Here is a 26,346-nt window from a genome sequence, read left to right on the forward strand (position 1 = left end):
GCCGCTGGCTCAGCTGCCTACGGCGTGCAAGTCGCGGTGCGCGGCGGCACGGCGGTGGGTGAGGACATCCGGGTCGGCGTCGAGGGTGTAGTCCATGTCGAGGCCGGCGAGGGTCTGGACGATGCGCGGCAGACAGTCGTCGCAGGCGTCGACGCGGCAGGTGCGCTCGTCGATGGGCTGCAGGCGGGTGCCCAGCCCGCGGCTGCGGGCGCGGACCCGGTCCGCGGAGGCGTGGACGGTGGCGACGGCGCGGTAGCGGGTGGGGGCGGCGGAGAGGCGGGTGGCGACGAAGGCGGCAGGGTCGTCGCCGGGCACGGGACGGGGCGCGACGCGGCGGCCGGTGGGCGTGACGCCGGCGATGCGGTCGAGACGGAAGAGACGCCAGGCCTCCTTGCCGGTTGCGCGCGCCAGGAGGTACCACAGCCCACCGGAATCGACCAGGTGGCAGGGCTCGGCCCGGCGTGAGCCGGTGGTGCCGTCGCGGGTGGTGTAGTCGAAGGTGACGATCTCGTGGTCGCGGCAGGCGACGGCGAGCCCGGCCAGGACCGCAGGGTCGACGCGCGGTCCCCGCTCCTCCCAGGTGATGCCGGCGAGGGACGTCCGGAGGGCGGTGACCTGCCCGTGCAGCCGCCGTGGGGGCACCTGTTCGAGCGCGGCCAGGGCCCGCAGGGCGCTCTCCTCGATCCTGGCCAGGCCACCGGCCGTGGTGCGCAGGGCGACGGCGATCGCGACGGCCTCTTCGTCGTCGAGGAGGAGTGGGGGCAGATCGCTGCCTGAGGTGAGGCGGTAGCCACCGGCGTGCCCGCGGGCGCCGGCCACGGGGAAGCCCGGTTCGCGCAGCGGGCCGATGTCGCGGCGGACGGTCCGGACGGTCACGTCGAGGCGTTCGGCGAGATCGGCACCGGCGCGAGGACCTCCGCCCAGTTTCGCTGGGCTCCCGCCAACCCCCTGCCGTGTATCCCCGAGGCGGAGGCGAAGAGCACGCTCGCTTGGTGCTACATCGCCGCGTTCGGCCCGGTGACGGCCGACGACCTGAAGTGGTGGACCGGGCGGACTGTCACCGACACCCGCAAGGCCCTCTTCGACCGCAACGGCGATATCGGCCCCACGATCTGGTGGAACGGCCGCGTCATCGGCACCTGGGCCCAGCACGCGGACGGGCACATCAACCACCACCTGCTGACCGACCCCGGCAGCCGAGCCCGTGCCGCCGTCGAAACCGAGATCGAACGCACCCTCGCGTTCCTCGACGGCACCGGAGTCACCCCCTGCTACCGAACCCCTCTCGAACGCCGCCTCGCCACATGACATGCCGTGCACGGGAGGACCGCCTCGGTCTCCGCGTCGTTCACGGCTCCGGGATCAGCCGATGAGCGAGCGGAACTGCTCGATCGTACGGCGCCGCATGGTGAGGAAGGCGAGCCAGGAGCCGTCCGAGTAGTGCAGCCGGAAGCGGGCCATCAGCTGTGTCCGGGGCCGGCGTTCGACCCGGATCACCCAGGCACGCGGCACCTCCCACACCGGGGTGCCGTCCAGGGGCCGGACCAGTCCGACCCGTTGGTCGGTCACGCGCAGCAGCAGCGCGCCGGAGGTACGTGGCATCCCCGCCGCGATGCTGCCGACCTGGCCGGACTGTGCCGCGACGTTGTTGACCAGCTGGTTCGCGATGGCCGCGCCGATGCCGACGCCTTTGGCGCTGTTGGCGGGAACGACGGAGCCGTACCCCAAGAGCTGTTCACCTGGGGCCAGTTGACTGTGTGCGGAACGCTCACGGAGGGCGGACATGCTCATGATCATAGTGACCATGGCGTCCAGGATCCAGGCCAGCTGCGGGGCGCCGGCCACGTCCGTGAGGTCCAGGCCCAGCTCCTCGTCCAGCTCGCGTGCCAGGGCCTGAAGGACGGGTTCGCCGGGCTCGACGTTGCCGCCTGGCAGGGTGTACGGGTGGCGCGCGCAGATGCGTGCGCAGGCGCTGTACGTTGGGGGCGCCCGGCGGGTCTCCGCTCGGTGGAATCGGTGTGAGGGGGCGGGTGTTGAGCGTCGTACTGCTGGCACTTGGGGGAACGATATCGGTGCGGGGCGCCGCGCGGGGAGCGCGGCTCAGTGGTGCCGAGATCACTTCGGCCGTACCGGGCCTGGCGGAGCTGGGGGTCCCTCTGGACGTACGGGACATGCACGCCGTGCCCAGCGGGAGTCTCACCTTCGCGCAGGTCCTCGATGTCATCGCCGTCGCCGCGCGGGCCGTGGCCGAGGGCGCGGACGGGGTCGTCGTCACGCAGGGCACGGACACCCTGGAGGAGACGGCCTTCCTGGCCGACCTGGTGTGGCCGCACGATGCGCCGTTCGTGCTGACCGGCGCGATGCGGCAGCCGGCCATGGCGGGGGCGGACGGACCGGCCAACGTACTCGCCGCTGTGCGCGTCGCCATGGCGCGGGAGGCGCGCGACGCGGGTGCGCTGGTCGTCCTCAACGACGAGGTGCACGCGGCGCGATGGGTGCGCAAGACACACAGCACGAGCACCGCGACCTTCGCCTCGCCGAGCACCGGTCCGCTCGGGCATGTCGTCGAGGACCGGGTACGGATGCTCCTCGCCCCGCCCCGGTACGAGCCGCTGTCGGCCGGGTTCGACCGGGAGCGGCTCGAGGCCGCGCGCGTCGCCCTGCACGTGGTCACCCTGGACGACGACGGCACACAGCTCCAGGGGCTCGAGACCACGCACAGGGGCCTGGTCGTCGCCGGCTTCGGCGTCGGGCACGTACCCGGTGTGCTCGCGCCCAGGCTCGGCGCGCTGGCCGAGCACATACCGGTCGTGCTGACCTCGCGCACCGGGACCGGCTCGGTCCTGCGGCACACCTACAGCGCACCCGGCTCGGAACAGGACCTGCGGCAGCGCGGGCTGATCGACGGCGGATTCCTCGACCCGTACAAGGCCCGGGTGCTGCTCCGGCTGCTGCTGGCGGCCGGCGCCGGGCACGGCGACATCGCGGAGGCGTTCGCCCTCCGGGGCTGAGACCACGGCGGAACGGGATGCCGTCGGGCGCAGATGAGGTGCCCGCTCGTACGAGCCGTGACTTCAGTGGCCCAGAAGCAGTCCCGTCCCCGACACGTCGACGCGGATGCCGTCCTTGTCAACGGCCACGCGCTGGAGCTGCAGCGCGCCTCCCGGCGGCTTCGGCAGCTGGAAGGCGAAGGAGAAGCGGTCGGCGATCTGGGGGCGGGTGAGCTTGGTCAGCGTGGTGAGCAGGGACGGGTCGAGGCCCAGTCGCTTGAGGAGGCTGGGGTGGGCGAGCGCCACGTCCACGAGGTTGATCCTGGTCAGATCGTGCAGGAAGCGCGGCGCGCCGGTGAGCTGATGGAGTTTGTCCTCGTCGTGGAGCGCGGCGCTCACCGTGCTGTCGGGGACACCCAGGCGGTGCACGATCGCCGGGATCGTCAGCATGGACTTGATCTGGTCAGCCTCGTGGGTGATACGGCGCGCTGAGGCGGGGGTGAGGTGGAGGCCCTCGGAGGGTCTGGTGCCGGGCCGGTACGTCGCGAGGTCGTCGATGTCGAGCCGGATGCCGTCCACGGAGGTGGCGATGCCGCGTTCTCCCTCGCGCCGGATCTCGGCATCGGCTCGTACGCTCAGGTCGCGGCCCGCGATGCGCAGGGTGCCATGGGCTTGCACGCGGTCGGGTCCTTGGGCCGTGAAGTCCACCTGCGAGGCGCCGAGTTCACGGTTCATGTCGGCGAACGACAGCAGAACCTGGCCGTGCACCTGGCGAACGAGCGCGCCGCGTACCGAGGTCGGTCCGTCACCGTCGATGCGTATGTCGTTGGCGGTCGCGGTGACCTGGGTGAGGGTGACTCGGTGGGCCGGGATGTCGGGGACGGTGACCTGGACCGAGTCCAGGCGCCCCGCGGCCACCTGCGTCAGGAAGGGGAACCCGCCGATCGAGACCTCGGGGGCCGCGGCGAGATGCATGGAGTCCTTGAGCCGTTGGGAAGCCTTGTGCTCGGCGTAGAGCAGCGCCCACCGGTCGGCCAGGACGACGAGGCAGACGAGGGTCAGCACCCAGACGAGGAATCGGGCGATGGTGGGCAGGCCGGTGGCGCGGTTACGACGGCGGCTGCCGCGCCGGTGATTGGGCGGCTCCCAGGGCTCTTCGTGGTTGTCCTGCCGGGCCTCCGCGCCGTCCTCGGTCAGGAAGTCGTCCAGCGGATGGTCCGCCAGTGACGCCAATTCGTCGTATGGATTGCGGCCGGACGGAACCTGAGCGGTGGGTGGCCCGTCCGACTGGGCAGATTGATGCGTGTGTTTGTGGGGGGTACGCATCGCCAGATTTCATCACATAGTCACACCCGTTCCGCAAGTCCTACCTGAAGTAAGGGAAGATATGAGTCACTTCGCGCCCCGCCCCGTGACCGCACTCACATGTTGAGGGCGTCCAGAATCGACTCCATGGCGAGGACACCGCCGAGGCCGAGGACCGCGAGCACGGTCGTATAGGTGGTGCGCGCCTTGATCGCGTCGATGACGGACAGATTGAAGTATTCCTTGAACATCCAGAATCCCGGGTCGTTGACATGTGAGAAGGCGATCGATCCGCACGAGATGGCGAGGACCATGATCTCCGGATGGACTCCGCTGCCGGCGAGCAGCGGCAGGGCCACGCCCGAGGCGGTGACGACGGCGACGGTCGCCGAGCCGAGGGCCACGCGGAGGTTGGCCGCGATGAGCCAAGCGAGGATGACCGGCGACAGCGACCAGCCGTGGGTGGTGTTCTTGATGTAGTCCGAGATCCCGCCGTCCACGAGGACTTGCTTGAACGCGCCGCCCGCGCCGATCACGAGCAGGATCATCGCCATCGCCTGGGCGGCCGACCGGCAGGACACGCTGACCTCTTCCAGGCTGCGGCCGATCCGCAAGCCGAACGCCCAGATCGCGACGGCCAGCGTGAGCAGCAGGGCGATGGGCGCGGAACCGATGAAAGCGATGAAGTGCAGGACGGGCCCCGACCCGGAGCCGACCAGGTCGGTCACCGCGGCTCCGGCGATGAGCACCACGGGCAGCAGGGCCACCGACAGTGACCAGCCCGTGCCCGGCATCTCCTCGTCGGTGAAGACGCGGTCACTGACCAGGCCGGTGGGTATGGAGGGGTCCATCCTCCGGATGAACGGAAGACGCGGCCAGATCAGAGCGATCAGCGCACCGGCCGGGATGGCGATGAACAGGCCGTAGAACAGGGTCAGTCCGAGCGAGGCGTGGAAGGTCGCGGCGACCGAGGTCGGGCCGGGGTGCGGCGGCAGGAAGCTGTGCATGGTGGACAGGGCGATCGACATCGGCAGCCCGACCCAGAGCAGATTCGCCCGGGTGACACGTACGAGGGTGAAGGCGACCGGCACGATGATGACGAAGGCGACCTCGTAGAACATGGTGACGCCGATCAGCATGGCGGACAGCACCATGGCGAGCTGAACCCAGCGCGGGCCGCACAGGTCGAGGAGTCGGCCGGCGATCCGCTGGGCGGCGCCGGAGTCGCCCATCACCCGGCCGACCATCGCGCCGAGCCCGATGGTGAGCATGGTGTCTCCGATCTGCCCGCCGATGCCCTCGGAGAGCACGTCGGGGATCTTCTCCAGCGGGATGCCCCGGACGAGGCCGACCCCCACGGCCACCAGCAGCAGGGCGGCGAAGCCGTTGAGTTTCAGGTTCGTCATCAGGAAGAGCAGGCGGGACCTGACACTCCGTCCGCTCGTCTGATACCAGGGGGAGAACTCGCCGCTGCTCGGCGCGCGCTGCCGCGCTGTCGTCAGCTGTCCGGCGAGTGGGTCAGGTTGCCGATGCCGCGAGGGCGGTCCGGGACACGGGCCAGTCGCCGTGCCAGGTGTGTACGGCAGTCGGGCCACTCTGCCGCGGTGATCGAGAAGATCGCGGAATCGCGGAGCAGACCGTCCTCACCCGGCACCCACGACCGTGACCAGTTCCGCAGCACGCCCTCGAACCGTGCTCCCACCTTCTCGATGGCCGCTCGCGAACGGCCGTTGCGTGCGTCCGTCTTCAAGTCGACGCGCGCCACGCCCCAGTTCTCGAATGCGTGCCGGAACAGCAGGAACTTGGCCTCGGTGTTCAACCCCGTGCCCAGGGCCGACGCCGCCAGCCAGGTGTAACCGACCTCGATCGCGCAGAGACCGTCCCCGGTGGGCCACAGGCGCGGATCCCAGTAGGCGGTGGCTCCCATGGCCCGCCCCGAAGACTTCTCGACCTGCGCATACGGAGCGAGTTTTCCGGCAGCGGCACGAGCGAGCTGTAGGTCGATGTACTCCTCGACCTCGCTCGCCCGAGGCACCCACGTGAACCGGTATACGCTCCGGTCCTCCTCCGCCGAAGCGGCCAGGTCTGCGGCATGGCGATGACCCAAGGGCTCCAGACGCACAAGCGCTCCTTCAAGAACCGGGCCCTCAAGCGTGAATCCCACGGATCATCACTCCTTGCCGGTGCAGACCGTCCGCACCGCATCCGGGGCGTCAGCGTGCCAGAGTCATCACTCCATGTCGCGCGAATTCTGCCCCGTCATGCGATGACGCTCGCCTCGTGCGTCCCGTCGGACGCGATCCAGCGAAGGCAGGCCGCGAGCTTGCCGAGCGTGACCGTATGGTCACGTCACGCCTCCAAGTACCGACCCGGGTGGCGCGCAGCCGGGATCCGGGCCGGGCCGGGCCGACACATGCGATCACAGGCTGAAGACCCGGCGGGCGTTCCCGGACAGGAACAGCTCGGTGGCCTCTTCGTCCACCTTCCCGCGGCCCCGGCCGCGCAGATAGTCGACCAGTTCGCGCGGGTAGCGGCGGGCGGTGTAGGCACTGGTGTCGATGTAGACATTGGCGTGCTTGTCGGCTACGGCGATCATCTCCGTGGTCCGCGGACAGCCGATGTGGCCGCAGACGATGGTCAGTTCGGGGAAGTCGAGCGCGACCTGGTCGATGCAGGGGATGGGGCGTCCGGTTTCGGAGGGGCGCAGCGGGCCGGTGTGGCCGACCTGGGTGCAGAAGGGGATGCCGAGATCGACGCAGGCGGCGTGCAGCGGGTAGTACAGCCGGTCGGTGGGCGGCAGTTGCCACAGCCAGGGCACGATCCGCAGGGCCAGGAAGCCGAGCTCCTCAACAGCGGCGCAGTTCGCGTACGGCCTGGACGGGCCGGGTGAGGTCCGCGCCGGCGGCCCCGCGCAGCCGTCCGTCGGACTGTGCGACGAACTCGGCCACCTCGTCGTTGCTGATCAGCGGGCCCTGAGGGCCGTACCAGGCCGCCGAGAGACCGATCTCCACGTCTGCTGCGGCCATGGCGGCCACAGTGGCCTTGACCGGCAACGGCTCCTCCAGGAGTCCCTGCCCCGTCCAGCGACGCAACGACTCGGACATCTCGTCGCTGTGGGTCACCAGTGGCCACCCAAGAGACATGGGCGACGCGACTTCGGTTGGCTGCGTCCTCGCGTTCGATCTGTCACTGATCAGGAGAGAAGGGTGCCGCCGGACTGTGGCCCGGCCCGATGGTGTGTGCGGTTTTTGGCCCCCGCTGGTCCGCCGCCCCGGGACTGGCGGACCGGCGCCCTCAAGGACGCTCTCGCGGCCCTCAAGGACACTCTCGCGGGGTAAACGGAACCTACGCTTCCATCGGTCGTGACGGAAGACCTCCAGATGTGTGGTCCAGGTCACGTCGCCCCGGCAGCGTAGTGGGTCGGCCGTCGCGCGTGAAGCGCACATGCTCGCCGGACACGGCCTAGAAAGGCTTCGGGCCGTTCCCGTGGTTCTTCGAGCCGGAGACATACGATGGCCGAATGACCACAGTTTTGCTGAATACCTCCGCCGGGGACATCACCCTGGAGCTCGACGAGTCGAAGGCGCCGAAGACGGTGGCGAACTTCGTCGAATATGTGCAGTCCGGTCACTACGACGGCACCATCTTCCACCGGGTGATCTCCGGTTTCATGGTGCAGGGTGGCGGCATGACCGCGGACATGCAACAGAAGGCGGCACCGCGGCGGGTGGAGAACGAAGCCAAGAACGGCCTGAGCAACGACAAGTACACGGTGGCGATGGCGCGGACGTCGGACCCGCACTCGGCGAGCGCGCAGTTCTTCATCAACACCAACGACAACGATTTTCTGAACTACCCGGGCCAGGACGGCTGGGGTTACGCGGTGTTCGGCAAGGTCGCCGCGGGTACCGAGGTGGTGGATGAGATCGAGGGCGTGCCCACCACGTCCCGTGCCGGGCACGGCGATGTGCCGGTGGAGCCCGTGACGATCGTGTCCGCACAGGTGGTCTGAGGTCGGTGACCTCACCCGCGTGGCCCCCGGTGAGGCCACGCGGTCACTCATCCGGGGCGCGACCAGCGCTCTTCTTCTGGATCACCACGCCTGGCCGGGGTCCCTCTTCAGGGCCCGGCCAGGCCTCCATGGGCGCAATCGCGGAGTCCACCGCGACCGCTCGGCCGCAGGTCACCCTCAGCGCCCCCGATCGAGCAGAGCGTCGGCCAACCGCCGTACGCCGTGCGGCAGTTCGGCGGCATCGGCCCGTGATCCGCTCCTGGGGGGATCCTGTGACGGTCGGCCCGATGGCTCCTGGGACTGATCGCCACTGAGTACACTCTGTGACCCGTACGGGACCAGGTGTGTCGGTGTGGGCAGGGAGTGGGGCGGTGCCGGTGACACCGGAGGCCGGTTACAGGGTCGGGGGTCGGTATCGGCTGCAGGAGCCCATCGGCCAGGGCGGGATGGGCGTCGTCTGGCAGGCCCGGGACGAACTGCTGGACCGGCGTGTCGCGGTCAAGTGCGCCCGCCCGGACGACGCCAAGGCCGCCCAGCGACTGAAGAAGGAAGCGCGGTACGCCGCGCGGCTGCACCACCCCAACGTCGTAGCCGTGTTCGACTATGTCGCCGAGGGCGACGCCTGCTGGATCGTCATGGAGTACGTGCCCTCGCGCAGCCTGGCCCAGCTGATGGCCGAGCGCGGACCGCTCTCCCCTCAGGAGGCCGGCTCGATCGGCGGCCAGATCGCGGCCGCGCTGGCGAAGTCCCACGGCGAGGGCGTGGTGCACGGCGATGTGACGCCGGAGAACATCCTGGTCACCGATGACGGCGTGGCCCGGCTGACGGACTTCGGGATCGCGCGGGCCCTGTGGAGCGAGGTCACCCAGACCGGCACGCACACCACGACAGGCACGGTGCGCGGCAAGCCCCGCTATCTCGCCCCCGAGGTGGCCAAGGGCAAGGCGCCGGACGCGAAGGCCGATGTGTTCTCCCTCGGCGCCAGCCTGTTCGCGGCGGTCGAAGGCCGCTCGCCCTACGGGGAGTTCGAGCACGTCATGGGCTACCTCGCCAGGGCCCTCGAAGGACATGTGGACGCCCCGCAACAGGCGGGCCCGCTCACCGCACCGCTCACCGCGCTGCTGCAGGTCGAGCCCGGGAACCGCCCGGACGCCGGCGAGGCACGCAGCCTGCTCACGCGCGCCGCACCGCCGCCCGCGCACATCCAGGAATACGTCCAGGAGCACCAGCGCCGGAGCGGGCAGGGGGCCGCGCAGGCGACGCTTCGGCTCCGTCCTACGCTGGCCCTGCCGTCCCTCACGATGTGGCTGCCGCGGAAGCTGCGTGGCCGGCTGACTGGCCGGCGCCGCGCGCTGACGGTCACGGCGGCGGCCCTGGCCGTGGCAGGACTCGCGATCGGACTGCTCGCTCTCTTCGGCGCTTGGCCGTTCGGGCACAAGGGCGGCACCGGGCACCGTTCCGACGCCAAGCCCTCGGCGACGGGGCAGGCTCAGGCCGGTGCCCTGGGCGACGCCCCGAGCGCCGACCCCTGCAAGGTGATGGACGCCGCGTCGCTGAGCCGTTTCGGTCACACCGAACTAGCCCCGGCCTACGGACAGTTGAGCCGGTGTGACGTACTGGTGCTGAACTCCGGCGGGGACGAGATCGCCGACGCCGAGGTCGACTTCAGCAGTGATCTCCAACAGTTCGACAGTGACGTGGCCGTCAGGAAGGTCAGCAACGTCGAAGTCGCCTCCCTGAAGCGGGACGGGGACCAGTGCCTGCGGTTCATCACGACCCCCGACCGCAAGCAGATCGTGGTCAACGGCAAGCGGGACGGAACCGGCGCGCCCGACCCTTGCGCCCTGTCCGACGCCGCCGTCGACTATGCGGTCACGGTGCTGGACAAGGGCCCGGTACCCCGGCGTTCGGCCGTGTGGCCCGCCGACTCCCTGGGCCGACTGGACGCCTGCGCCGTGCTGGACCCGGCCACGCTCAAGAAGGTCCCCGGCCTTGAGCTGCGGCCCAAGGATCACGGCTTTGCCGACTGGACCTGTGACTGGGCGAGCCCTGACGGTCAAAGCGCCTATGTGCAGCTGCAGTTCACGCAGGACAACGACCTGTCCGACAATGGACGGCCCGCGCGGGTGGCCGGAACGACCAGCTATGTCTCCCCCAAGGAGGAGGGGGACGACAGCTGCGTCGTCTACACACCGCACCGTACGTTCACGGACTCCGTCGGCGAGCGGACCATCGAGCTGTTCCGGCTGACCCTCAAGGAACAGGGGCAGCAGAACGCCAAGGTGTGCGACGACGCCAAGTCGGTCGCGGGCGCCGCCGTACAGAACATCGAGAAGAGGCTGCCCGCGAAATGACCCGGCCCGCAAAATGACTCTGACCGGACAATGAGCCTGACCGGACGACAGACCCGCCCCGGAATACGAACATGACACAGACGCCGACCGGCATGACACAGCCACCGACCCGAGTTCTCCCCGCCACCCACGGCAGCCTCGCGCGCGGCGTCTCGGCGCCGGTGACGGGCACGCTCTTCGCCCTCGCGCTCACCGGCGGCATCACACTCCGGCCGGGGGAGGGACGCGAGGTCCTGTTCGGCCGCAACAGGCCCGAGGTCCACGTCTGTCTGGGCGAGGACGATCCGCGCGTCAGCCGCCACCAGGGCACGCTCACGCATCGGGACGGCCGGTGGTGGCTGAGCACCAGCGGGCAGCTGCCGATCCGCTGCGCCGAGGGCCGTCTGCTCTTCCGCGGCGAGGAGCCGCTCCCGCTGTCCACCGGCTACACCCCGCTGTTCGTCCAGGGCTCGCGGGGACGCGAGCACCTGCTCGAGGTCTTCGTCACCGGCGCCGACGACGAGCCTCCGCGCCCCCGGCACGCGGACGTCACCCGCCCGCCGCGGGTGTGGGTGCTGACCGAACAGGAGAAACTGGCCCTCGTCGTACTCGGCCCGCGCTATCTGCTGCACGAGCCGAGGCCGCAGCCCCTGACCTGGAAGCAGACGGCAGCCCAGCTCGTCGACTTGCAACCGGGGGCGAGCTGGACGAACAAGCGCGTCGAGCACATCGTCAACGCCGTGCGCGCCCGGCTGTCCCGCGATGGAGTGCCGTATCTGACCCGCGAGGAGGTCGGCGAACCGGTCGGCAACGCCCTGAACGACCATCTCCTGTGCGCCCTGCTGACCTCCACGACTCTCGTCCCGATGGACCTGGCCCTCGTCGAGGCGACCTGACCCCGACGCCCCGCCCGCGAGCCACCGCGGACCACCGGGCCCGGGACCCCTCCCGACCGCTGCGCCTACGCTCCCCGCCATGCCCACCTCATCACGATGTGCGCTCCGGACCGCCGTCCTGCTCGCCGCCGCAGCGGCCATGGGCGCGACCGCGTCGTACCCGTCCTCCGCCTCGGCCGCCGCGCACCCGCGGCTCGTCGTCACCCACGGCGGCACCACGGCACACCCGGCCGTGTACGACGGTCACGGTCACACCGTCGCCGGCATCACGGTCGAGGCGAACCATGTGATCGTGGAGAACTACCGGGTCACCCGGCCCAAGGCGCCCGGCATCGAGATCACCGGCGACGACATCACCATACGGAACAACACCGTCACCAGCCCGCACGGCGGCGACGGTGACGGGATGCGCTTCTTCGGAGACGACCTGAGGATCCAGCACAACACCGTCCGAGGCGCCTCCAACCGCTACGGTCACGCCGACTGCATGCAGACCTTCGCCAGCGACACCCCGCCCAGTCGGCATGTGCTGATCGAGGGGAACCGCTGCGAGCACATCGACAACATGTGCGTGATGGCCGAGGGGCCCAATGACGGGGAGGGTGACGGTCACGGCCACACCTTCGGCTTCACGATCCGCGGCAACTACTGCGAGACCCTGAGGGCGTCCCAGGCCCTGATGTTCGAGGACGTGCAGCACGTCACCATCGTCGGCAACACCTTCGCCGCCCCCACCGACCACGCCATCGGCCTGGCCATCCACTCCATGAGCGCCCACGTCTGCGGCAACAGGACCAACCCCCGCGTCCGTTACGAGGTCGGCATCGACGCCTCCTCCCGGCCCGGCTACCGCGGCCCGAAGCCGGGCGGCCCTCCCTGATCGCTCCCGGCCCGGACCGGCGTCAGTGCGATCCGGCCCTGCGCAGGCGCGAGGTCCTGTGATCCTTCGCTCGACCAACCGGCCGGTTTGGGCTCCTCGCCGAAGACCCAGGGCGCCAGGCGAAGCGGACCGCTCCGACGTCGAGGTGGCCAGGCCGGGAGTGTGCCAGGGGGCGATCCTGCCAGGCGCCCACCGGGAGCCGAATCGGGCTTTGGACCTACGACAGGAGACCGGAGCTTCGGTTGTTCGGCCGAAGCCGCTGTCTGGTGGGGGCCGAGCAAGGTGGACACAGGAAACCGGTCGGGGCCGCTGAGCGTCATCTGAGTGAGAGAGCGACCCAATCGGCGAAGAAGCTCGGGGGACGCGGCGATGACTTCCTGGCGCGAGCCGCTGTGGCCGTGGCTGCGCGTGCTGATCTTCCTGGCGGCGGCGGGCGGGATCGCCGCCTGTGCGTTATGGGCGGCCGGGCGGTACGACGACGTCATGGCCTTCCGGCAGGCGTCCGTCTGCCACGGCACGGCCCACCACGGCTGTCTGGTGCAGGCGTCGGGCACGGTAGTCGACCGGCGCACCAGTGAGTCCTGCACCACCGACAGCAACGGCGTCGAGCACTGCACCACCAGCTACGAGCTTCGGGTGCGCCGCCCGGATCGCACGCAGTGGCTCGGCGTCGACGCGGGCACGTACGACGATGCGCACCGGGGCGACCCCGCGGAACTGCGGATCTGGCACGGTGCGGTCGTGCGCATGACGGTGGACGGCCACACCGAGACCTACTCTCCGCCCTCCTCGGACTCGATGGCCTGGCGGCTGAGCGGGGCCTGGCTGTTCCTGGGCCTGGGGTCTTGGGCGGTCGTGAGCGGGCGGCCCTCGGAACTGATCGCGTTCCCGAACTTCGGATGGCTGTGGCTGACCATCCCGTTCGTCATGGTGGTCCATGGCGTCCTGCTCGGCGACGTCCCGGAGCTGGCCTGGGCCGGGCTGATGGGCGCCTTCGGCGTCGCGTGGATGGTCTTCGCCTGGCGGATGTGACCGGCGGACACGGAACGTGGAACAGCGTGCCGCCGGCCACGCCCGCCTGTGAGGTGGCCTGATCAGAAGTCGACGATCTCGGTGTCGTCGATGCGGGCCACGGATTCCTGCCGGAAGCGCTTGTCGTAGGCGGCGCGGATCTTCTCGATCTTGCCGCTGTCGGCGGTGGCGGGCACCCGGCCCGCGCCTCGGCGACCGGCAGGTCAGGCCGGCCGGGAAGCGCGGGGTGACGAACTCGTCGACGAAAGCGTGGAACTGTCTGCCGGTCACCGGAGGGCCGCCGTCCGGCTTGGGCGTTCCGAACAGAAGCTCGGTCTGCGTCGGCCCCGCCGGACTCCAGCTCGGGTGTCAGCTTCAGGCGGTAGGGCACACCTACCGGATCCTGGAGGCCGGCTCGGCCCCCGGCACCCCACCCTCATCTCGATCAACAAGGTGTACAACGGAACGTCCGATCTGGAGCTCAACCTGCGGATGGACGGGAACTCCCTGTTGTCACCGGATCCCGAGTTGTTGTTCAGCCGCTACAGCAAGCGTTACTTCCCGACCGCCGACGACGGCACCTTCACCGTCACCGATCAGCACGGCGGCCGGCACCGCGCCCGCACCCGGTCGTCGTGTCAGGCGTTGACCGTGCTGCGGTCGATGATCTCCTGACCGGCCGGCAGTGCCTGGACCAGTTCGGGGGTGGTCGGCCCCCCATGCTTTCGGCGGCGGTGGTGGTGGTCACGACCAGCGGGATGCCCAGCACGGTCGCCGCCCGCGCCAGTGCCACCACGTTGTGCTTCAGCTCGCCGACGGGATGTGCCGGACGCCGGACAGGAGGCCAACCTGCTGATCCACGAGCACCACGACGGCGTTCTCCCGGGTGACCGGCTCCAGCAACGCGCTGCGCTCGCTCATCTTTCACTCCTTCGAGGTCGAGTCACCGCCCTCGCCGAGCAGGGCTTCGACGACATCCAGCCCCGCGCCGGTGCCGTCCTGGCCTGCCTGCGCCCCGGCGGCATCCGGGCCAGCGAACTCGCCCGCGCCTCGGGACAGCACAAGCAGGTCATCGGCTCCCTCATCGACGGCCTCGAACGTCTCGGCTACGTCGGACGCACACCCGACCCCGCGGACCGCCGTGCCAAACTGATCTGCCCCACCGAACGCGGCCTCCTCCAGATGCAGGCCGCCGCCTCCATCATGCGCGCGATCGAGGAGCGCCACGCGAGGGCACTGGGCGATCAGGAGTACGCCGCCTTCAAGACGGCTCTGCGCCGAGTGGCCGACCTCCAGTGCGAGGCCATCGCCACAGGCCCCGCACCGTCGCGCGGCCAGGGCAGCTGAAGCGAACGCGACGATCGTATCCCCGGAAACGGATGGTGATCCGGCCCTGGGGGGTGGCTCACCCGCTCGGATGCGCTCGGCGCGACAGCGGTCGCGAGGGTGTGCATGGTGAGTTCATGATCACTACACCTCACCCCAAGAAGACCGTTTCCCGGATGCCGCGAGTTTTCGCGGTGAGTGCCGCCCTGGGCATCGCTTGTGCGGCGGGGGTGGCGACTGCCACATCCGCCGTGGCCGCGACGCCCGTCACGCACGTCGCCACAAAGGCCGCCCCGGCCTACGGCGGTGGCGGAGGAGGGGAGGAAAACAAGTGCGGCAACGGCCTCCTCGACCTCCTCAACTTCTGTAACTGATGTGCAACTGACGGACAACCGGCGGTAGTTCCTGTCCGCCGACCGCACAACCGCACAACCGCACATGGAAGAAGTCCACCCACCCCCGGGGCGGTCAGGAGCAGGGGCACGATCCCTGTCCCTGACCGCCCTGCCGACCACAACCGACGATTCCGTGCCGCCGGCGCGGAGCCCGCTGAGGTCGGCGGCGAAAGCGAATGCCGGGCTCTGTTCGACCGCGTGCCCCTCCCGGCAGACAGCCGAGCGGGACCTCGTTCAGGCGGAGCCGAGCTGACCGCGGGCGGCGCCCCGGTCGTCGCGGAGTGGGCCGGCGGGACGGTCCGGGGCGCGGTCGGCGCTCGGGCCGGTGAGGTGCGGGAATCGCCGGGCGGCCAGCAGGAAGCCGAGGGCGGTGAGCACGAACGGCCACGTGAACGCGTGGCCGCCGGACGGGGCGAGGAGAGCGGCGACGGCCGGCGTGAGGGCGGTCGCCGTCGCGGCACCGAGCAGCGCGTACAGCAGTGTCGCCCGGGTGACCGCCAGGAACACCCCGCACAGTGCCAATGCGACGAGCACGGCGTTGTAGCCCATCGTGCCGTCGGCGATCCGTGCGGCCGGTGCCCCGAGCGCCCAGGCCGTCAGGATGCCCGTCGCGCTGCCGCAACAGGCCACCCAACCCGCTGCCCGGCTCGCCAGGAAGAGGCCCGCGAGCAGCAGAGCCCCCGCGTACCACTGATCCATGAAGAAGACCTGGGACAGATTGCGCAAGAACGCTCCTGCCACGTCGAAGGGTCTCAGGCCGGTAGGTCCGGATGCCGCGTGGGGCAGCGCGGCGACGCTCCCGCCATGGGCCCAGATCCGTTGGAAGGCGGGCGCGGCCACGGTGACGGCGCCCGCCAGCAGGCAGTAGGGCAGGGTCAGCGTCGGCATGTCCCAGACGTGCAGCAGCTGGGCGACGGCCGCCGTGACGACGGTGACCACGAGGCAGGCCGCGGCGGCGAGCAGTGCCGTGGCCGGCCTCCGCGCATCGAGGAACACGGCGAAGCACAGCGCGATCAGACAGGAGTTGAAGCCTTCCAGTCCCGCCCGCACCCGGTCGGGGGCCACGCCCAGCAGACATGCGGCACCGGTGCCGAGGGCGGCGCCGCCCACACCGTAGGCGCCGTAGCGCCAGTCAGCGGTGAACAGCGCGAGGCCGAAGACAGCGCCCGACCAGGCGCTGTCCAGGAACATGACCTGGGCGAGGCCGCGCAGCACCCGCAGCCCGAACTCCAGACCGCGTCTCGGCTCCCCCCGACGGGGCCGAGCCGGCAATCGCCCGTCCCACCCTTTCCCGGACACATCTCCGCAGGCGTGCACATTCATCCGCATACGGCGCCGCATACCCAAGCCCCCCAAGGCCATCTTTTCCGCTTCGCGGCATCATATTTCCACAATGCGACATTGCACCACTGTGGAGGCAGGCGCACCGAAGCAGGGAGGCGTGGAGGCAAAGGGCCCCTCTCGCATGGCAGGCTCTACGGCGGTGACTCTCGCCCGTGCCGCATCGCCAGGAGGCTCCGCATGTTGTCGCTCGATCTCCACCCGATCTTCCGCAACAACCGCGACATCGAGCTGGCGCTGCGTCAGTTCCTCTTCAGGGCGAACCACTCGGGCGAGCGGGTCGTGGAGATCATTCCGGGCAAGGGTTCCGGGCGGCTGAAGGCCCGCGTTCTGGCGTTCCTGGACCAGAAGCACATCAGGAGGCTGTACGTCCGGCGTGAGGTCGACGCGGGCAACACCGGACGCATTCTCATCTACTTCCAGTGATCAGGAGCAGGTGTCGTACCTGATGAGAGAGCTGTTCCGGCACTGAAGAGCACTTCGCCCCGCCGGATGACCGGCGGGGCGAAGTGCTGCGGAGCCGTGAGCGAGGGGCGGTGGCCGTTGGTGTCGGCTCAGGCCTGCCGCGTGGGACTCATGTGCTGCTTACTTGGTGAAGGCCGCGACACCGTTCGGGGTACCCAGGCCCGTCGGACCGTCGTAACCCTTGCCCGCCTTGCACAGGTAATTGCTGCAGGACCCGTTGGAGCCCTCGGTGACGTCGTTCAGCTTGTCCGGGTGGGCGTAGGGGTACGAGGCCGGAACGTCACCGGCGCCCGGGGTGCCCGCGAGGGCGTAGACACCGGCGATGAACGGCGAGGAGGCACTGGTGCCGCCGTACACGTTCCAGCCGCTTGCCTGGTAGGTGTCGTAGACGGCGAGCCCGGTGGCCGGGTCGGCGACGGCCGCGACGTCGGCGACGCTGCGCTTGCCGCAGTCGGTGTCCTTCTGCCAGGACGGCTTGGCGTCGTACTGGGAGCAACCCGAGCCCGCTCCCTCGCCACCGGCGGACGTGCCCCAGACGGACTCGGAGTAGCCGCGGGTGCTGTTGTCCTTCTTGAGCGAGGTGCCCCCGACGGCGGTCACGTACTGGGAGGCGGCCGGGTACTCGACGCCGTATCCGCTGTCGCCGGAGCTGACGGTGATGGCGACGCCGGGGTGCTTGAAGTACTTGTCGTCCGCCTGGGTGTCGGCGGCCTCCTCGCCGCCGCCGTAGCTGTTGGAGACGTACTTGGCGCCCTGCTTGACGGCCTGGTTCACGGCCGCACCGAGGTCGTCCATGTTCGCGGACTTGGCCTCGACGAGCAGGATGTGGCACTGCGGGCAGGCCGCGCTGACCATGTCCACGTCGAGGGAGATCTCCCCGGCCCAACCGGCGTCGGGCGCCGGGTAGTTCGAGCCGCCGTCCTGGTCGATCTTCTTGAAGCAGCCGTTGCCGGTGCTGCACTCCGGCAGGCCGTACTGGGACCGGTAGGCCGCCAGGTCCTTCTCGGCGTTCGGGTCGTCGTTCGCGTCGACGATCGCGACGGTGGCGCCCTTGCCGCCGTCCTTGGGGAGGTTGTACGCGGTCTGCAGGTCGGCCGGTCCGAAGCCCTTGGGGGTGTCGTGCCGGCCGAGGGACTTCTGCGGCGCGAGGTCGGTGCGGACCTCTGCCTGGCAGGCCATGTAACCGGGCTTGCTCGGCTGGGAACAGAGCCGGTGCGTCTGCACCGTCGAGGCCGTGGATGCTGCGGGGGCCGTCGTCGCGAAGGCCGACGACTGAGTGGCGATGGCCACACCGCCGGTGATCAGAGCCGCTGCAGACAGGAGTGCGGGCGCGCCGCGACGTATGGAGTTCCTTCTGCGATGAGAATGCAATGAACTGCCCTCCGTGGGGGGATGGGTGGTTCCACGACGGCGGCCGGGCAGCGATGTCACGTACATGACAAGCGCTTTCCGTTGGGGGTAGCCGTGCGGAACCTGCTTCCGGGCATACTGCTGGTTGCTGCCACCACGGTCAGTGGTGGCTATGGATGAGGCTATTGACTGTTTGCCGAAGAGAACAGAGGCAGTTGGAAAAACTTTGCCTCCAACTTCTCAGTGCGGGCATATACCTTGTGCAGCCATGGAGCTGGAAGATGGAACCATCAACGAACTCATGTCGCTGGGGCTGCCCCGGTACGAGGCACGGGTCTACCTGTCACTCATCAGGCGTGGTTCCTACACGGCGGCCGAGGTGGCACGGAAAGCCGACGTGCCGCGCCAGCGCGTGTACGACGTGCTGGACGCGCTCGTACGGCGGCAGTTGGTCACCGCCCACCCCGGACGGGTGGCCACATACTCCGCCGTCACGCCCGAGTTGGCCCTCGCCCGGCTGATGACCGTGCAACGGGAGTCCGTCGACCGGCTGGAGCGGGTCTCGCAGGAGCTGGCCGGTGTCCTGCAGCCGCTCTGGTCCCAGGGGCGGGAACACACCGATCCGCTGGACTACATCGAGATCCTGCGCGACCCCAAAGCGATCTCCGAGCGCTTCGCCGACATCCAGCGGCAGGCGCGACATGAGCTGCTCACCTTCTGCAAGCCGCCGTTCGTCGCCCCCGCCGAGAACACGGAGGGCCTGGCGGTGGTCCACCGACTCCACCGTGCGGGCGGCACCGTCCGGGCGCTCTACCTCGACGACGCCCTGGACGACCCCGAGACGGTCGAGCACGTACGGCGTTTCGCCGCCGCGGGGGAGGAGGCCCGCTTCGCCCCCGAACTGCCCCTGAAACTCGTCATCGCCGACGCCTCCCTCGTCCTGTGCGACATGCCCGACCCGGTGGCCGGCGCGGGCACGACCACCACCCTCTTCATCGAGCATCCGGCCCTCGCAGGCTGCCTGCGGCTGGCCTTCCACACCGTCTGGAGGGACGCTGCGCCGGCTCCGGAGTCCAGCGTGGCGCCGTAATCCTCGGCGTGTCCTGGGCGCCGAGGTCCCCCGTCGGTCCCGTCAGCCCCGCCCGTGTCGGCTCGGGGCGGCCTCAGCGGGGCCCCCGAGGAGATGGTCGGCCATTTCCTGGTGGCTCGGGGGAGGGGGCAGGGTGACGGAGTGGCCGGGGCGCAGCCCGTCGAGGAAGACGCCGAGGTGACGTGCCGTCAGTGCAGCGGCCTGCTGGGGAGGAAGGTGGGGGAGGGGGCGGCACAGCAGCGCGGCGGTGGTGATCAGGTCCACTGCGGTCACGTCCGCACGGATCACGTGGTGCCGGCGCCCCTGCTCGAGGACCTCTTCCAAGGCGGCGGCGATGTCCCGTTGCAGCTCGCGTGCCTCCAGGGCGTCGGTCTGGGGGCCGCCGATCAGGGGCAGGACCAGCATGTCCCGGCTGTCGACCACGCTCTGCAGGAATGCCTGGACGGCAGCGGGAGGATCCGTCCGCGCTGACGTCGCCGCCGCCCGGGCGGCTTCCAGCACGATGCAGAATCCGTCGACGACGACCTGCGCGATGAGCGCCTCGCGGTTGGGGAAGCGCCGGTAGAGAGTGGCGATGTTCACGCCTGCGCGACGGGCGATCTCTTCCAGCGGAACGGCGGTCCCCGCCTCCAGAAAGGCGCTGCGGGCGGCACTCAGGATCTGGGCGCGGTTGCGAGCCGCGTCGGTACGCAATCGCGCTGCCGCGCGCCCTTGGGCCGGTCGGGCGGTCACTGGTTCACCCCTGCTGTCGTCGTGTCCTGCCAGCCGAGAGACTACGACACCCCTGTAAGTGAAGGAAAGCCTGCGGTTAGTGTTAGCCTCGCCGTGTCGCCACAGCGGAGCCGTGGCGCTCGCTGCCACAGTCACGCCTGCGCGGTGCAGGTCAGCCCCGCGTACGCGCTGCACGTCAGCCACGCCTACGCGGTGCACCTCGGCACCCAGCGGATGCCGGCGCGCGGCGCGGCGCACCACCAGTGGAAAGGAACACATCCGATGACCGCAGGGCACTGCTCGCGATTCACAGGCAAAGTCGCCGTCGTCACCGGCGGTAGCCGGGGTATCGGGGCGGCGGTCGCGACGCGGCTGGCCGCCGAGGGGGCCTCCGTCGTGATCGGCTACCGGGGCAACGAGCAGGCGGCACAGGCAGTCGTCACCGCGCTCAGCGCCGAGGGCGCCCGCGTCGTCGCACTGTGCGCCGACGTCGCCGAACCCCACCAGACCAGGGCCCTGTTCGAGCGAACCATGGACCAGTTCGGCCGACTTGACGTCCTGGCCTCGTGCGCGGGCGTCGAGCACTTCGACGCGCTGGAGAACATCTCTCCGGCCGACTTCGACCGTGTCTTCGCCGTCAACACCCGCGGTCAGCTGTTCGCCGCCCAGTACGCGGCCGCCCACATGGGCGCCGGCGGCAGGATCGTGCTCACCTCGTCCGTCAGCGCCTCCCGCGCGGTCTTCGGCCACACTCTGTACGCCGCGTCCAAGGCGGCCGTGGAGGCGATGGTCCTCAACCTGTCCGCCGAACTCGGACAGCGTGGCATCACCATGAACGCCATCGCCCCGGGCGGCACCGCGACCGACATGGCTGCCGAACACGCCCCCGGCTACCAGCACCCCGCACTCCGCGGCACCATGCCCCTGTCCCGGTGGCTCGAGGTCCACGGTGCGCTCGGCCGCCTCGCCGAGCCTCGGGAAGTCGCCGCCGGATACGCCTTCCTCGCCTCCGACGACGCCGCCTATCTCACCGGCCGCACCCTCCCCCTCGACGGCGGCTTCTTCTAGACCGTCCCGAGCATCCGAAGCCTCCCCGTGCCCTGCTGCGCAGACCAGCATCCGCCGGCCCCGGCCCGCGCCGGTTTCCGCGACCACCCACGCGACCACCACGCGACCCCCCACGCAATCACCCGGTCGACCCAGTCGACCTCGACAAGAAGAGACCATGCCCTCCTCGAACTCCCCGGCAGCCGTCGAGCCCAGCCGGCCGCGCCACCGCGCGGCCCACGCCGACCGGCAGCCCCACCACCTGGACGACACCGAGCACGGGATACCCGCCCCGGTCCTCGCCTCCGGTGCCCCACCCCGCAAAGCGATCCTCGTCCCGGTGATCACCTCGCTGCTCGTCGGCGCCGCGTTCATAGCCGTGTTCCTCGCGGCGTTCCACGCGCCGACCTCCCACGGGCTGCCCCTGGGCGTAGCCGCGTCCGACAGCGCCGCAGCCCGCGTCGAACTGGAGATCAACGACCTCGACCGCCAGGCCATGACCTTCCACCGCTACCCCACGGCAGCGGCCGCCCGTACCGCGATCAGACATGACGAGGTCCCCGCCGCCCTCGTCACCGATGCACGCCAGCACCTGAAGCTGCTGGTGGCCGGCGCCCAGGGACCCTCCGCCACCGGCTCGGTCCAGGCCGCACTGACCGCCGCGCTCGGCCACCCGATCCCCGTGGCCGATGTCGTACCGCTGGCCCCCGAAGACTCCCGCGGACTGTCGATCTTCTACTCCTGCTTCGGAGTCGTCCTGGCCGGCTACCTGTTCGCCGTGTCCTCGTACCAGATCGCCCCCCGCATGGCCCTCACGGCACGCATGGCCAGCATGGCCGCCTTCTCCGCCGCCTCCGGCGTGACCGTGGCCGCGATCGCCTGCCTCGGCCTCGACGCGATCCCCGCCCCCTTCGCCACCACCGCGGCCGTGACCGCACTGCTCGCTTTCGCCCTGGCCGCCTCTGCCGGCCTGATCATGCGCGCCTGCGGACCTGCCGGGGTCCCGCTGGCCTCCATCGCCCTGCTCATCCTCGGCAACGCATCCAGCGGCGGCATTCTGCCCCCGCAGTACCTGCCCACCTGGCTGGCCCCCCTCGCCTACGCCATGCCACCCGGCATCGCCGTCCGCGCCCTGCGCGGAGCGTCGTACTTCCACGAAGCACACCTCACAGCCGGGCTGACCCTCCTCGTCTGCTGGACCGCCGCCTGCCTCACCGCCCAGTACGCACTGGACCGCGCGGCCCGCCACCGCGCCAAGCCGAAGGCAACGACGCCGGCGCCCACCTGGGCGACCACGTGAGCCTGATCTGCCCGCGTGTGGGTGGATGTGGTGCGGTGCCTCAGGCGTCGGCGGCCCATAGGTCGGTGGAGAGGTACTTGAGCCCGGAGTCGCAGACGATGATGGCGAGGGTCTTTCCCCGCATCCGGCCGTCGAGCAGTTTCAGGGCCGCGGCGAGGTTGGCGCCGGAGGAGTAACCGCCGAAGATGCCTTCCCGGGTGGCCAGTTGGCGGGCGGCGTCTCTCGCCTCGTCGCCGGTGACCTGGACGAAGCCGTCGACCGGCACACCGGCCAGGAAGTTCAGGTCGCTCATGGCGTAGCCGCCTCCCTGGATCGGGTGATCGGGGTGGGTGAGGGGCCGGCCGGCCACGACCGCGGCGCCGGCCGGTTCGACGACGTAGCAGTGCACGGCCGGGTTGTGTTCCTTGAGGGCTTTGGTGACGCCCGCGTACGTCCCGCCGGAGCCGAGGAAGTCGACGAAGCCGTCGAGGCCGCCGCCTGTCTGCTGCCACAGTTCCTGGCCTGTGCCGTGGTAGTGGGCGAGCCAGTTGCCGTCGCGATGGAACTGGTCGGCGCGGAACGCGCCCCGGCTCCGGGTGATCTCCTGCGCGGCGGCGTCCACGAGTTCCAGGTCCCCGCCCGAAACCTGCCCTGGTACGGAGTCGGGCTGTTGGTCGACGAGGACCACCTCGGCGCCGAGCGCGGCCATCATCCGGGCCCGTTCCGGTGAGTTTCCCCTGGACATCACCGCGATGAACGGATACCCCTTGACGGCACACACGATGGCCAGTCCGGTGCCCATGTTGCCGCTGGTCAGCTCTACGACGGGTTGCCCAGGCCCGAGCAGTCCGGAGCGTTCGGCCTCCTCGATGATCCCTTTCGCGGCGCGGTCCTTCTTGGACCCGCCCGGGTTGAGGTAGTCGAGCTTGGCCAGAATGGTCCCGTCGAACCCGCTCGTGATCCGGTCGAGCCGCACCAGCGGGGTCGCCCCGATGGCTTCCACGGCGGAGGGCAGGACGTCGTTCATCGTCAGTCCTTTACTGATCGGACCTTTACTGATCGGATCACTGCGAAGCGCTGTTCGCGATGTCGAACGATCATACTTCCATGCCGAACGTTGGGGGTCATCCACGAGAGCCCGAAATACTTCCGACGGTGATGTCGAGAACCCGTGACCGGCTCCGTCCTCGTGGTGAACGCGACCACAATGGATCGCACCAGCACCGAGGAGAACGACGATGGCCAAGTACTTGCTGCTCAAGCACTACCGTGGCGCTCCGGCTCCGGTCAACGACGTGCCCATGGACCAGTGGACGCCGGAGGAGATCTCGGCGCACCTGCAGTACATGAACGACTTCGCGGCCCGGCTCGAGAAGACCGGAGAGTTCGTCGACGGCCAGGCACTCGCCCCCGAGGGGATGTGGGTCCGGTACGACGGTGAGGGGCGCCCGCCGGTCACCGACGGCCCGTTCGCCGAGACCAAGGACCTCATCGCCGGCTGGATGGTGATCGACGTCGACACCTACGAGCGCGCCGTCGAGCTGGCCGGGGAGCTGTCGGCCGCCCCCGGGGCGGGCGGGAAGCCGATCCACGAGTGGCTGGAGGTGCGCCCGTTCCTGACCGCGACGCCCACCATCACGGAGTGCCCTCATCGATGAACGAGGCCCTGCTGAGGAGCCTCACGCCGAGCGTGCTCGCCATCCTCGTCCGCCGCGGAGCCGACTTCGCGGCGGCCGAGGACGCCGTACAGGACGCACTGGTCGAGGCGCTGCGCGTGTGGCCGGCCGACCCGCCGCGGGATCCGAAGGGCTGGCTGGTCACCGTGGCCTGGCGCCGGTTCCTCGACGCGACCCGGGCGGACGCCGCCCGCCGCCGGCGTGAGGACCTCGTCGACGAGGAGCCGGCGCCCGGTCCCACGCCCGCGGTGGACGACACGCTCCAGCTCTACTTCCTGTGCGCCCACCCGTCGCTGACGCCGGCGTCCGCGGTCGCGCTCACACTGCGCGCCGTCGGCGGTCTGACCACCCGCCAGATCGCCCAGGCCTACCTCGTGCCCGAAGCGACCATGGCGCAGCGCATCAGCCGGGCCAAGCGCACCGTCTCCGGTGTGCGATTCGACCAGCCCGGCGACGTCGCGACCGTGCTGCGTGTCCTCTACCTCGTCTTCAACGAGGGCTACTCCGGAGACGTCGACCTCTCCGCCGAGGCCATCCGGCTCACCCGGCAGCTCACGGCCGCGATCGACCACCCCGAGGTGGCCGGGCTGCTCGCCCTCATGCTGCTCCACCACGCCCGACGCGCGGCCCGGACCGCGCCCGACGGCAGTCTGGTGCCGCTGGCCGAGCAGGACCGCGGCCGGTGGGACACGAACGCGATCGCCGAGGGCGTCGAGATCCTGCAGGCGGCCCTCGCCCGCGACCGGCTGGGCGAGTTCCAGGCCCAGGCCGCCATCGCGGCACTCCACGCGGACGCGCCCACCGCCGAGGAGACCGACTGGGTGCAGATCGTCGAGTGGTACGACGAGCTCACGCGCCTGACCGACAGCCCGGTCGTACGGCTCAACCGCGCGGTGGCTGTAGGCGAGGCCGACGGCCCACGCGCCGGCCTGGCGGCGCTCGCGGAGTTGGACGACTCACTGCCCCGCCACACCGCGGTGGCGGCCTACCTCCACGAACGCGCGGGCAACCTGACAACGGCGGCCAAGCTGTACGCCGAGGCGGCCCGAAAGGCACCCAACCTCGCCGAACGCGACCACCTGACCCGCCAGGCCGCTCGACTCAACTCCCCTCGCTCATCCACGTCCAGCCCCTGAGCTTGGCCATGACGATCACGAATGTGGCCCGGCATGAGGTGAGTGAGCAACGGATTGGGCAGGCCCTGGAGGACATCGCGCGGTGGGCTCATCGCCGCTGGCACAAAGCGGGCCGGGGGCCGGAAAGCCGTCAGTGTTGAGGCGTTCCCGGCGGTGGGTTGGCGTCGTTGAGTTGCTCGCGGACCTGGGCGTTCACCGCGGGATGCGTGTCACCCCTGTCCGCGCCCAGGCCCGCGAGCAGGCGCAGCCCGTCCTCGGCGGGGCTGCCGGGGGCCGCGGACAGCACCAGCAGCTCCATGCCCGACTCGTCAGGTAGCGCGAAGTTCTCCTGATGCAGTTCCAGCAGTCCGACCAGCGGGTGCCGGTACGCCTTGCGTCCATGTGTGCGGGCGCGTACGTCCGCGCGGGCCCAGAGGCGGCGGAAGCGCTCGCTGCCCATCGCCAGCTCGCCGATGAGCGAGGCCAGGCGGGGATCCTCGGGGTATTTGCCGGCGGCCAGGCGCAGGTGCCCGACCACGTCGAGGGTGCAGTTCTCCCAGTCCGCGTAAAGGCCGCGCTCAGCCTCCTCGAGGAAGATGTGCCGGGCGGTGTTCAGGCCCGGCATCGGCCGGCCGAAGAGGAGCCCGGCGAGGCGGTTTCCGGCGAGCACGTCCAGGCGGTGGTCCATGATCAGCGCGGGTGCGTCGGCGATCAGGTCGAGGACGCGCAGCAGCTCCGGCCGGACCCGCCCGCCCGGCGCCTTCGCGCGGCGGCGGCGCTGCCGGGCGAGCCGGTAGAGGTGCCCGCGTTCGGTCTCGTCGAGCCCGAGGACGCGGGCGAGCGCGTCAACGACCTGCTCGGATGGCTGGGTCGCGCGGCCCTGCTCCAGGCGTACGTAGTAGTCGACGCTGACTCCGGACAGGTGCGCGACCTCTTCGCGGCGCAGCCCTTCGACCCGGCGGCGGCTGTCGGTGGGGATGCCGACGGCCGCCGGGTCGACGCGGGAACGCCGGGTCCGCAGGAAGCCCGCAAGATCGTCCATGCCCCCAGTATGGCCTCGGTGGTGCCCGTGAAGGTGGTCCTGCTGTTACCAGGAAGTCCCGTCCGACGGAAGAGGCGCCCCT

28 protein-coding genes and 1 pseudogene are annotated in these 26,346 nt (G+C 70.3%); 16 read left to right on the forward strand and 13 right to left on the reverse strand.

What is annotated here, in order from left to right; genetic code table 11:
• Positions 1-9: 9 nt before the first annotated feature.
• Positions 10-876 (reverse strand): helix-turn-helix transcriptional regulator, encoded by an 867-nt coding sequence (locus M878_RS89555; protein ID WP_245238321.1) that lies wholly within the window; start codon positions 874-876, stop codon positions 10-12.
• On the opposite strand from M878_RS89555, the gene M878_RS000000100775 reads away from it, so the two are divergent.
• Positions 799-1,308 (forward strand): DNA glycosylase AlkZ-like family protein, encoded by a 510-nt coding sequence (locus tag M878_RS000000100775; RefSeq protein ID WP_023553467.1) that lies wholly within the window; start codon positions 799-801, stop codon positions 1,306-1,308. The genes M878_RS89555 and M878_RS000000100775 overlap by 78 nt on opposite strands.
• A 54-nt stretch (positions 1,309-1,362) precedes the next feature.
• Here the strand turns inward: M878_RS000000100775 and M878_RS89565 are convergent, their stop codons facing one another.
• On the reverse strand, positions 1,363-2,055 hold the full coding sequence (locus M878_RS89565; protein WP_209445601.1) for an NUDIX domain-containing protein: 693 nt from the start codon (positions 2,053-2,055) through the stop codon (positions 1,363-1,365).
• Between M878_RS89565 and M878_RS89570 the strand changes: the two genes are divergently transcribed.
• On the forward strand, positions 2,031-3,011 hold the full coding sequence (locus tag M878_RS89570; protein WP_342452741.1) for an asparaginase: 981 nt from the start codon (positions 2,031-2,033) through the stop codon (positions 3,009-3,011). The genes M878_RS89565 and M878_RS89570 overlap by 25 nt on opposite strands.
• Positions 3,012-3,074: 63 nt before the next feature.
• On the opposite strand, the gene M878_RS89575 is transcribed toward M878_RS89570, so the two are convergent.
• The 5 genes from M878_RS89575 to M878_RS99115 form a co-directional block, all read right to left on the reverse strand.
• Positions 3,075-4,316 (reverse strand): LmeA family phospholipid-binding protein, encoded by a 1,242-nt coding sequence (locus tag M878_RS89575; protein WP_031227236.1) that lies wholly within the window; start codon positions 4,314-4,316, stop codon positions 3,075-3,077.
• Positions 4,317-4,411: 95 nt separating this feature from the next.
• On the reverse strand, positions 4,412-5,701 hold the full coding sequence (locus tag M878_RS89580; RefSeq protein WP_023553471.1) for a gluconate:H+ symporter: 1,290 nt from the start codon (positions 5,699-5,701) through the stop codon (positions 4,412-4,414).
• A 92-nt stretch (positions 5,702-5,793) separates the two neighbouring features.
• Entirely contained in the window at positions 5,794-6,459 is a 666-nt protein-coding gene (locus tag M878_RS89585; protein ID WP_031227237.1) for a GNAT family N-acetyltransferase, read from the reverse strand.
• A gap of 255 nt (positions 6,460-6,714) precedes the next feature.
• Positions 6,715-7,113, reverse strand: a complete 399-nt coding sequence (locus M878_RS99110) for an amidohydrolase family protein (RefSeq protein ID WP_023553473.1) — start codon at positions 7,111-7,113, stop codon at positions 6,715-6,717.
• 28 nt (positions 7,114-7,141) lie between these two features.
• On the reverse strand, positions 7,142-7,417 hold the full coding sequence (locus tag M878_RS99115) for a hypothetical protein (RefSeq protein ID WP_023553474.1): 276 nt from the start codon (positions 7,415-7,417) through the stop codon (positions 7,142-7,144).
• A 398-nt stretch (positions 7,418-7,815) separates the two neighbouring features.
• Between M878_RS99115 and M878_RS89595 the strand changes: the two genes are divergently transcribed.
• The 5 genes from M878_RS89595 (at position 7,816) to M878_RS92635 (ending at position 13,448) form a co-directional block, all read left to right on the forward strand.
• Positions 7,816-8,307 (forward strand): peptidylprolyl isomerase, encoded by a 492-nt coding sequence (locus M878_RS89595; RefSeq protein ID WP_031227238.1) that lies wholly within the window; start codon positions 7,816-7,818, stop codon positions 8,305-8,307.
• A gap of 371 nt (positions 8,308-8,678) precedes the next feature.
• Positions 8,679-10,661 carry a serine/threonine-protein kinase gene (locus M878_RS89600; RefSeq protein ID WP_023553476.1) on the forward strand — a complete coding sequence of 661 codons (1,983 nt, stop codon included), beginning with the start codon at positions 8,679-8,681 and terminating at the stop codon, positions 10,659-10,661.
• Between the two features lie 71 nt (positions 10,662-10,732).
• Entirely contained in the window at positions 10,733-11,536 is an 804-nt protein-coding gene (locus tag M878_RS89605) for an FHA domain-containing protein (RefSeq protein WP_023553477.1), read from the forward strand.
• Between the two features lie 79 nt (positions 11,537-11,615).
• Positions 11,616-12,416 carry a right-handed parallel beta-helix repeat-containing protein gene (locus M878_RS89610; RefSeq protein WP_023553478.1) on the forward strand — a complete coding sequence of 267 codons (801 nt, stop codon included), beginning with the start codon at positions 11,616-11,618 and terminating at the stop codon, positions 12,414-12,416.
• 369 nt (positions 12,417-12,785) lie between these two features.
• Positions 12,786-13,448, forward strand: a complete 663-nt coding sequence (locus tag M878_RS92635) for a hypothetical protein (RefSeq protein ID WP_023553479.1) — start codon at positions 12,786-12,788, stop codon at positions 13,446-13,448.
• A 62-nt stretch (positions 13,449-13,510) separates the two neighbouring features.
• Here the strand turns inward: M878_RS92635 and M878_RS000000101215 are convergent, their stop codons facing one another.
• Complete coding sequence (locus M878_RS000000101215) at positions 13,511-13,624, reverse strand: DUF3574 domain-containing protein (RefSeq protein WP_023553480.1); 114 nt, start codon at positions 13,622-13,624, stop codon at positions 13,511-13,513.
• Between the two features lie 113 nt (positions 13,625-13,737).
• On the opposite strand from M878_RS000000101215, the pseudogene M878_RS95555 reads away from it, so the two are divergent.
• The 3 genes and pseudogenes from M878_RS95555 to M878_RS97975 form a co-directional block, all read left to right on the forward strand.
• Positions 13,738-14,003: pseudogene (locus tag M878_RS95555) on the forward strand (pyridine nucleotide-disulfide oxidoreductase); the annotation flags it as partial.
• Positions 14,004-14,249: 246 nt separating this feature from the next.
• On the forward strand, positions 14,250-14,774 hold the full coding sequence (locus tag M878_RS50235; RefSeq protein WP_023553482.1) for a MarR family winged helix-turn-helix transcriptional regulator: 525 nt from the start codon (positions 14,250-14,252) through the stop codon (positions 14,772-14,774).
• Between the two features lie 116 nt (positions 14,775-14,890).
• A complete protein-coding gene (locus M878_RS97975) occupies positions 14,891-15,127 on the forward strand; it encodes a hypothetical protein (RefSeq protein WP_158692853.1) in 237 nt (78 codons plus the stop codon).
• A 255-nt stretch (positions 15,128-15,382) separates the two neighbouring features.
• On the opposite strand, the gene M878_RS89625 is transcribed toward M878_RS97975, so the two are convergent.
• Complete coding sequence (locus tag M878_RS89625) at positions 15,383-16,420, reverse strand: urea transporter (protein ID WP_245238322.1); 1,038 nt, start codon at positions 16,418-16,420, stop codon at positions 15,383-15,385.
• A 249-nt stretch (positions 16,421-16,669) separates the two neighbouring features.
• Here M878_RS89625 and M878_RS89630 point away from each other — a divergent pair, with 249 nt between their 5' ends.
• The gene (locus M878_RS89630) at positions 16,670-16,915 is read left to right on the forward strand and encodes a Smr/MutS family protein (protein ID WP_023553484.1); all 246 of its coding nucleotides are present in this window, start codon (positions 16,670-16,672) and stop codon (positions 16,913-16,915) included.
• Positions 16,916-17,074: 159 nt separating this feature from the next.
• Here the strand turns inward: M878_RS89630 and M878_RS89635 are convergent, their stop codons facing one another.
• Positions 17,075-18,244: a S53 family peptidase gene (locus M878_RS89635; RefSeq protein WP_023553485.1), complete on the reverse strand. Its 1,170-nt coding sequence runs from the start codon at positions 18,242-18,244 to the stop codon at positions 17,075-17,077.
• A 328-nt stretch (positions 18,245-18,572) separates the two neighbouring features.
• Here M878_RS89635 and M878_RS89640 point away from each other — a divergent pair, with 328 nt between their 5' ends.
• Positions 18,573-19,394, forward strand: coding sequence for a TrmB family transcriptional regulator (locus M878_RS89640; RefSeq protein ID WP_023553486.1), 822 nt, complete (start codon positions 18,573-18,575; stop codon positions 19,392-19,394).
• A gap of 42 nt (positions 19,395-19,436) precedes the next feature.
• On the opposite strand, the gene M878_RS89645 is transcribed toward M878_RS89640, so the two are convergent.
• Positions 19,437-20,126 (reverse strand): TetR/AcrR family transcriptional regulator, encoded by a 690-nt coding sequence (locus M878_RS89645; RefSeq protein ID WP_158692854.1) that lies wholly within the window; start codon positions 20,124-20,126, stop codon positions 19,437-19,439.
• A 144-nt stretch (positions 20,127-20,270) separates the two neighbouring features.
• On the opposite strand from M878_RS89645, the gene M878_RS89650 reads away from it, so the two are divergent.
• The gene (locus M878_RS89650; protein ID WP_023553488.1) at positions 20,271-21,173 is read left to right on the forward strand and encodes an SDR family NAD(P)-dependent oxidoreductase; all 903 of its coding nucleotides are present in this window, start codon (positions 20,271-20,273) and stop codon (positions 21,171-21,173) included.
• Between the two features lie 157 nt (positions 21,174-21,330).
• Entirely contained in the window at positions 21,331-22,452 is a 1,122-nt protein-coding gene (locus tag M878_RS50240) for a hypothetical protein (RefSeq protein ID WP_023553489.1), read from the forward strand.
• Positions 22,453-22,492: 40 nt separating this feature from the next.
• Here the strand turns inward: M878_RS50240 and M878_RS89655 are convergent, their stop codons facing one another.
• Positions 22,493-23,458 (reverse strand): PLP-dependent cysteine synthase family protein, encoded by a 966-nt coding sequence (locus M878_RS89655; protein WP_023553490.1) that lies wholly within the window; start codon positions 23,456-23,458, stop codon positions 22,493-22,495.
• A gap of 211 nt (positions 23,459-23,669) precedes the next feature.
• On the opposite strand from M878_RS89655, the gene M878_RS89660 reads away from it, so the two are divergent.
• Together M878_RS89660 and M878_RS89665 are read left to right on the forward strand one after the other, a co-directional pair.
• Positions 23,670-24,089, forward strand: coding sequence for a YciI family protein (locus M878_RS89660; RefSeq protein WP_023553491.1), 420 nt, complete (start codon positions 23,670-23,672; stop codon positions 24,087-24,089).
• Positions 24,086-25,243, forward strand: coding sequence for an RNA polymerase sigma factor (locus M878_RS89665; RefSeq protein WP_023553492.1), 1,158 nt, complete (start codon positions 24,086-24,088; stop codon positions 25,241-25,243). Before M878_RS89660 ends, M878_RS89665 begins: the two co-directional genes overlap by 4 nt.
• 130 nt (positions 25,244-25,373) lie before the next feature.
• Here M878_RS89665 and M878_RS89670 read toward each other — a convergent pair whose 3' ends face one another.
• The gene (locus M878_RS89670) at positions 25,374-26,264 is read right to left on the reverse strand and encodes a helix-turn-helix transcriptional regulator (protein ID WP_023553493.1); all 891 of its coding nucleotides are present in this window, start codon (positions 26,262-26,264) and stop codon (positions 25,374-25,376) included.
• Positions 26,265-26,346: the final 82 nt, after the last annotated feature.

The organism is Streptomyces roseochromogenus subsp. oscitans DS 12.976 (genome assembly GCF_000497445.1).
Taxonomy (GTDB): Bacteria; Actinomycetota; Actinomycetes; order Streptomycetales; family Streptomycetaceae; genus Streptomyces; species Streptomyces oscitans.

Excerpts from the sequence above, each read along its gene's own strand:
- M878_RS89670 (WP_023553493.1), bottom strand. The coding sequence starts at position 26,264 with ATGGACGATCTTGCGGGCTTCCTGCGGACCCGGCGTTCCCGCGTCGAC.
- M878_RS92635 (WP_023553479.1), top strand. The coding sequence starts at position 12,786 with ATGACTTCCTGGCGCGAGCCGCTGTGGCCGTGGCTGCGCGTGCTGATC.
- M878_RS89665 (WP_023553492.1), top strand. The coding sequence starts at position 24,086 with ATGAACGAGGCCCTGCTGAGGAGCCTCACGCCGAGCGTGCTCGCCATC.
- M878_RS50240 (WP_023553489.1), top strand. The coding sequence starts at position 21,331 with ATGCCCTCCTCGAACTCCCCGGCAGCCGTCGAGCCCAGCCGGCCGCGC.
- M878_RS89630 (WP_023553484.1), top strand. The coding sequence starts at position 16,670 with ATGTTGTCGCTCGATCTCCACCCGATCTTCCGCAACAACCGCGACATC.
- M878_RS89640 (WP_023553486.1), top strand. The coding sequence starts at position 18,573 with ATGGAGCTGGAAGATGGAACCATCAACGAACTCATGTCGCTGGGGCTG.
- M878_RS89595 (WP_031227238.1), top strand. The coding sequence starts at position 7,816 with ATGACCACAGTTTTGCTGAATACCTCCGCCGGGGACATCACCCTGGAG.
- M878_RS89580 (WP_023553471.1), bottom strand. The coding sequence starts at position 5,701 with ATGACGAACCTGAAACTCAACGGCTTCGCCGCCCTGCTGCTGGTGGCC.
- M878_RS89575 (WP_031227236.1), bottom strand. The coding sequence starts at position 4,316 with ATGCGTACCCCCCACAAACACACGCATCAATCTGCCCAGTCGGACGGG.
- M878_RS89605 (WP_023553477.1), top strand. The coding sequence starts at position 10,733 with ATGACACAGACGCCGACCGGCATGACACAGCCACCGACCCGAGTTCTC.
- M878_RS97975 (WP_158692853.1), top strand. The coding sequence starts at position 14,891 with ATGATCACTACACCTCACCCCAAGAAGACCGTTTCCCGGATGCCGCGA.
- M878_RS89610 (WP_023553478.1), top strand. The coding sequence starts at position 11,616 with ATGCCCACCTCATCACGATGTGCGCTCCGGACCGCCGTCCTGCTCGCC.
- M878_RS89655 (WP_023553490.1), bottom strand. The coding sequence starts at position 23,458 with ATGAACGACGTCCTGCCCTCCGCCGTGGAAGCCATCGGGGCGACCCCG.
- M878_RS89660 (WP_023553491.1), top strand. The coding sequence starts at position 23,670 with ATGGCCAAGTACTTGCTGCTCAAGCACTACCGTGGCGCTCCGGCTCCG.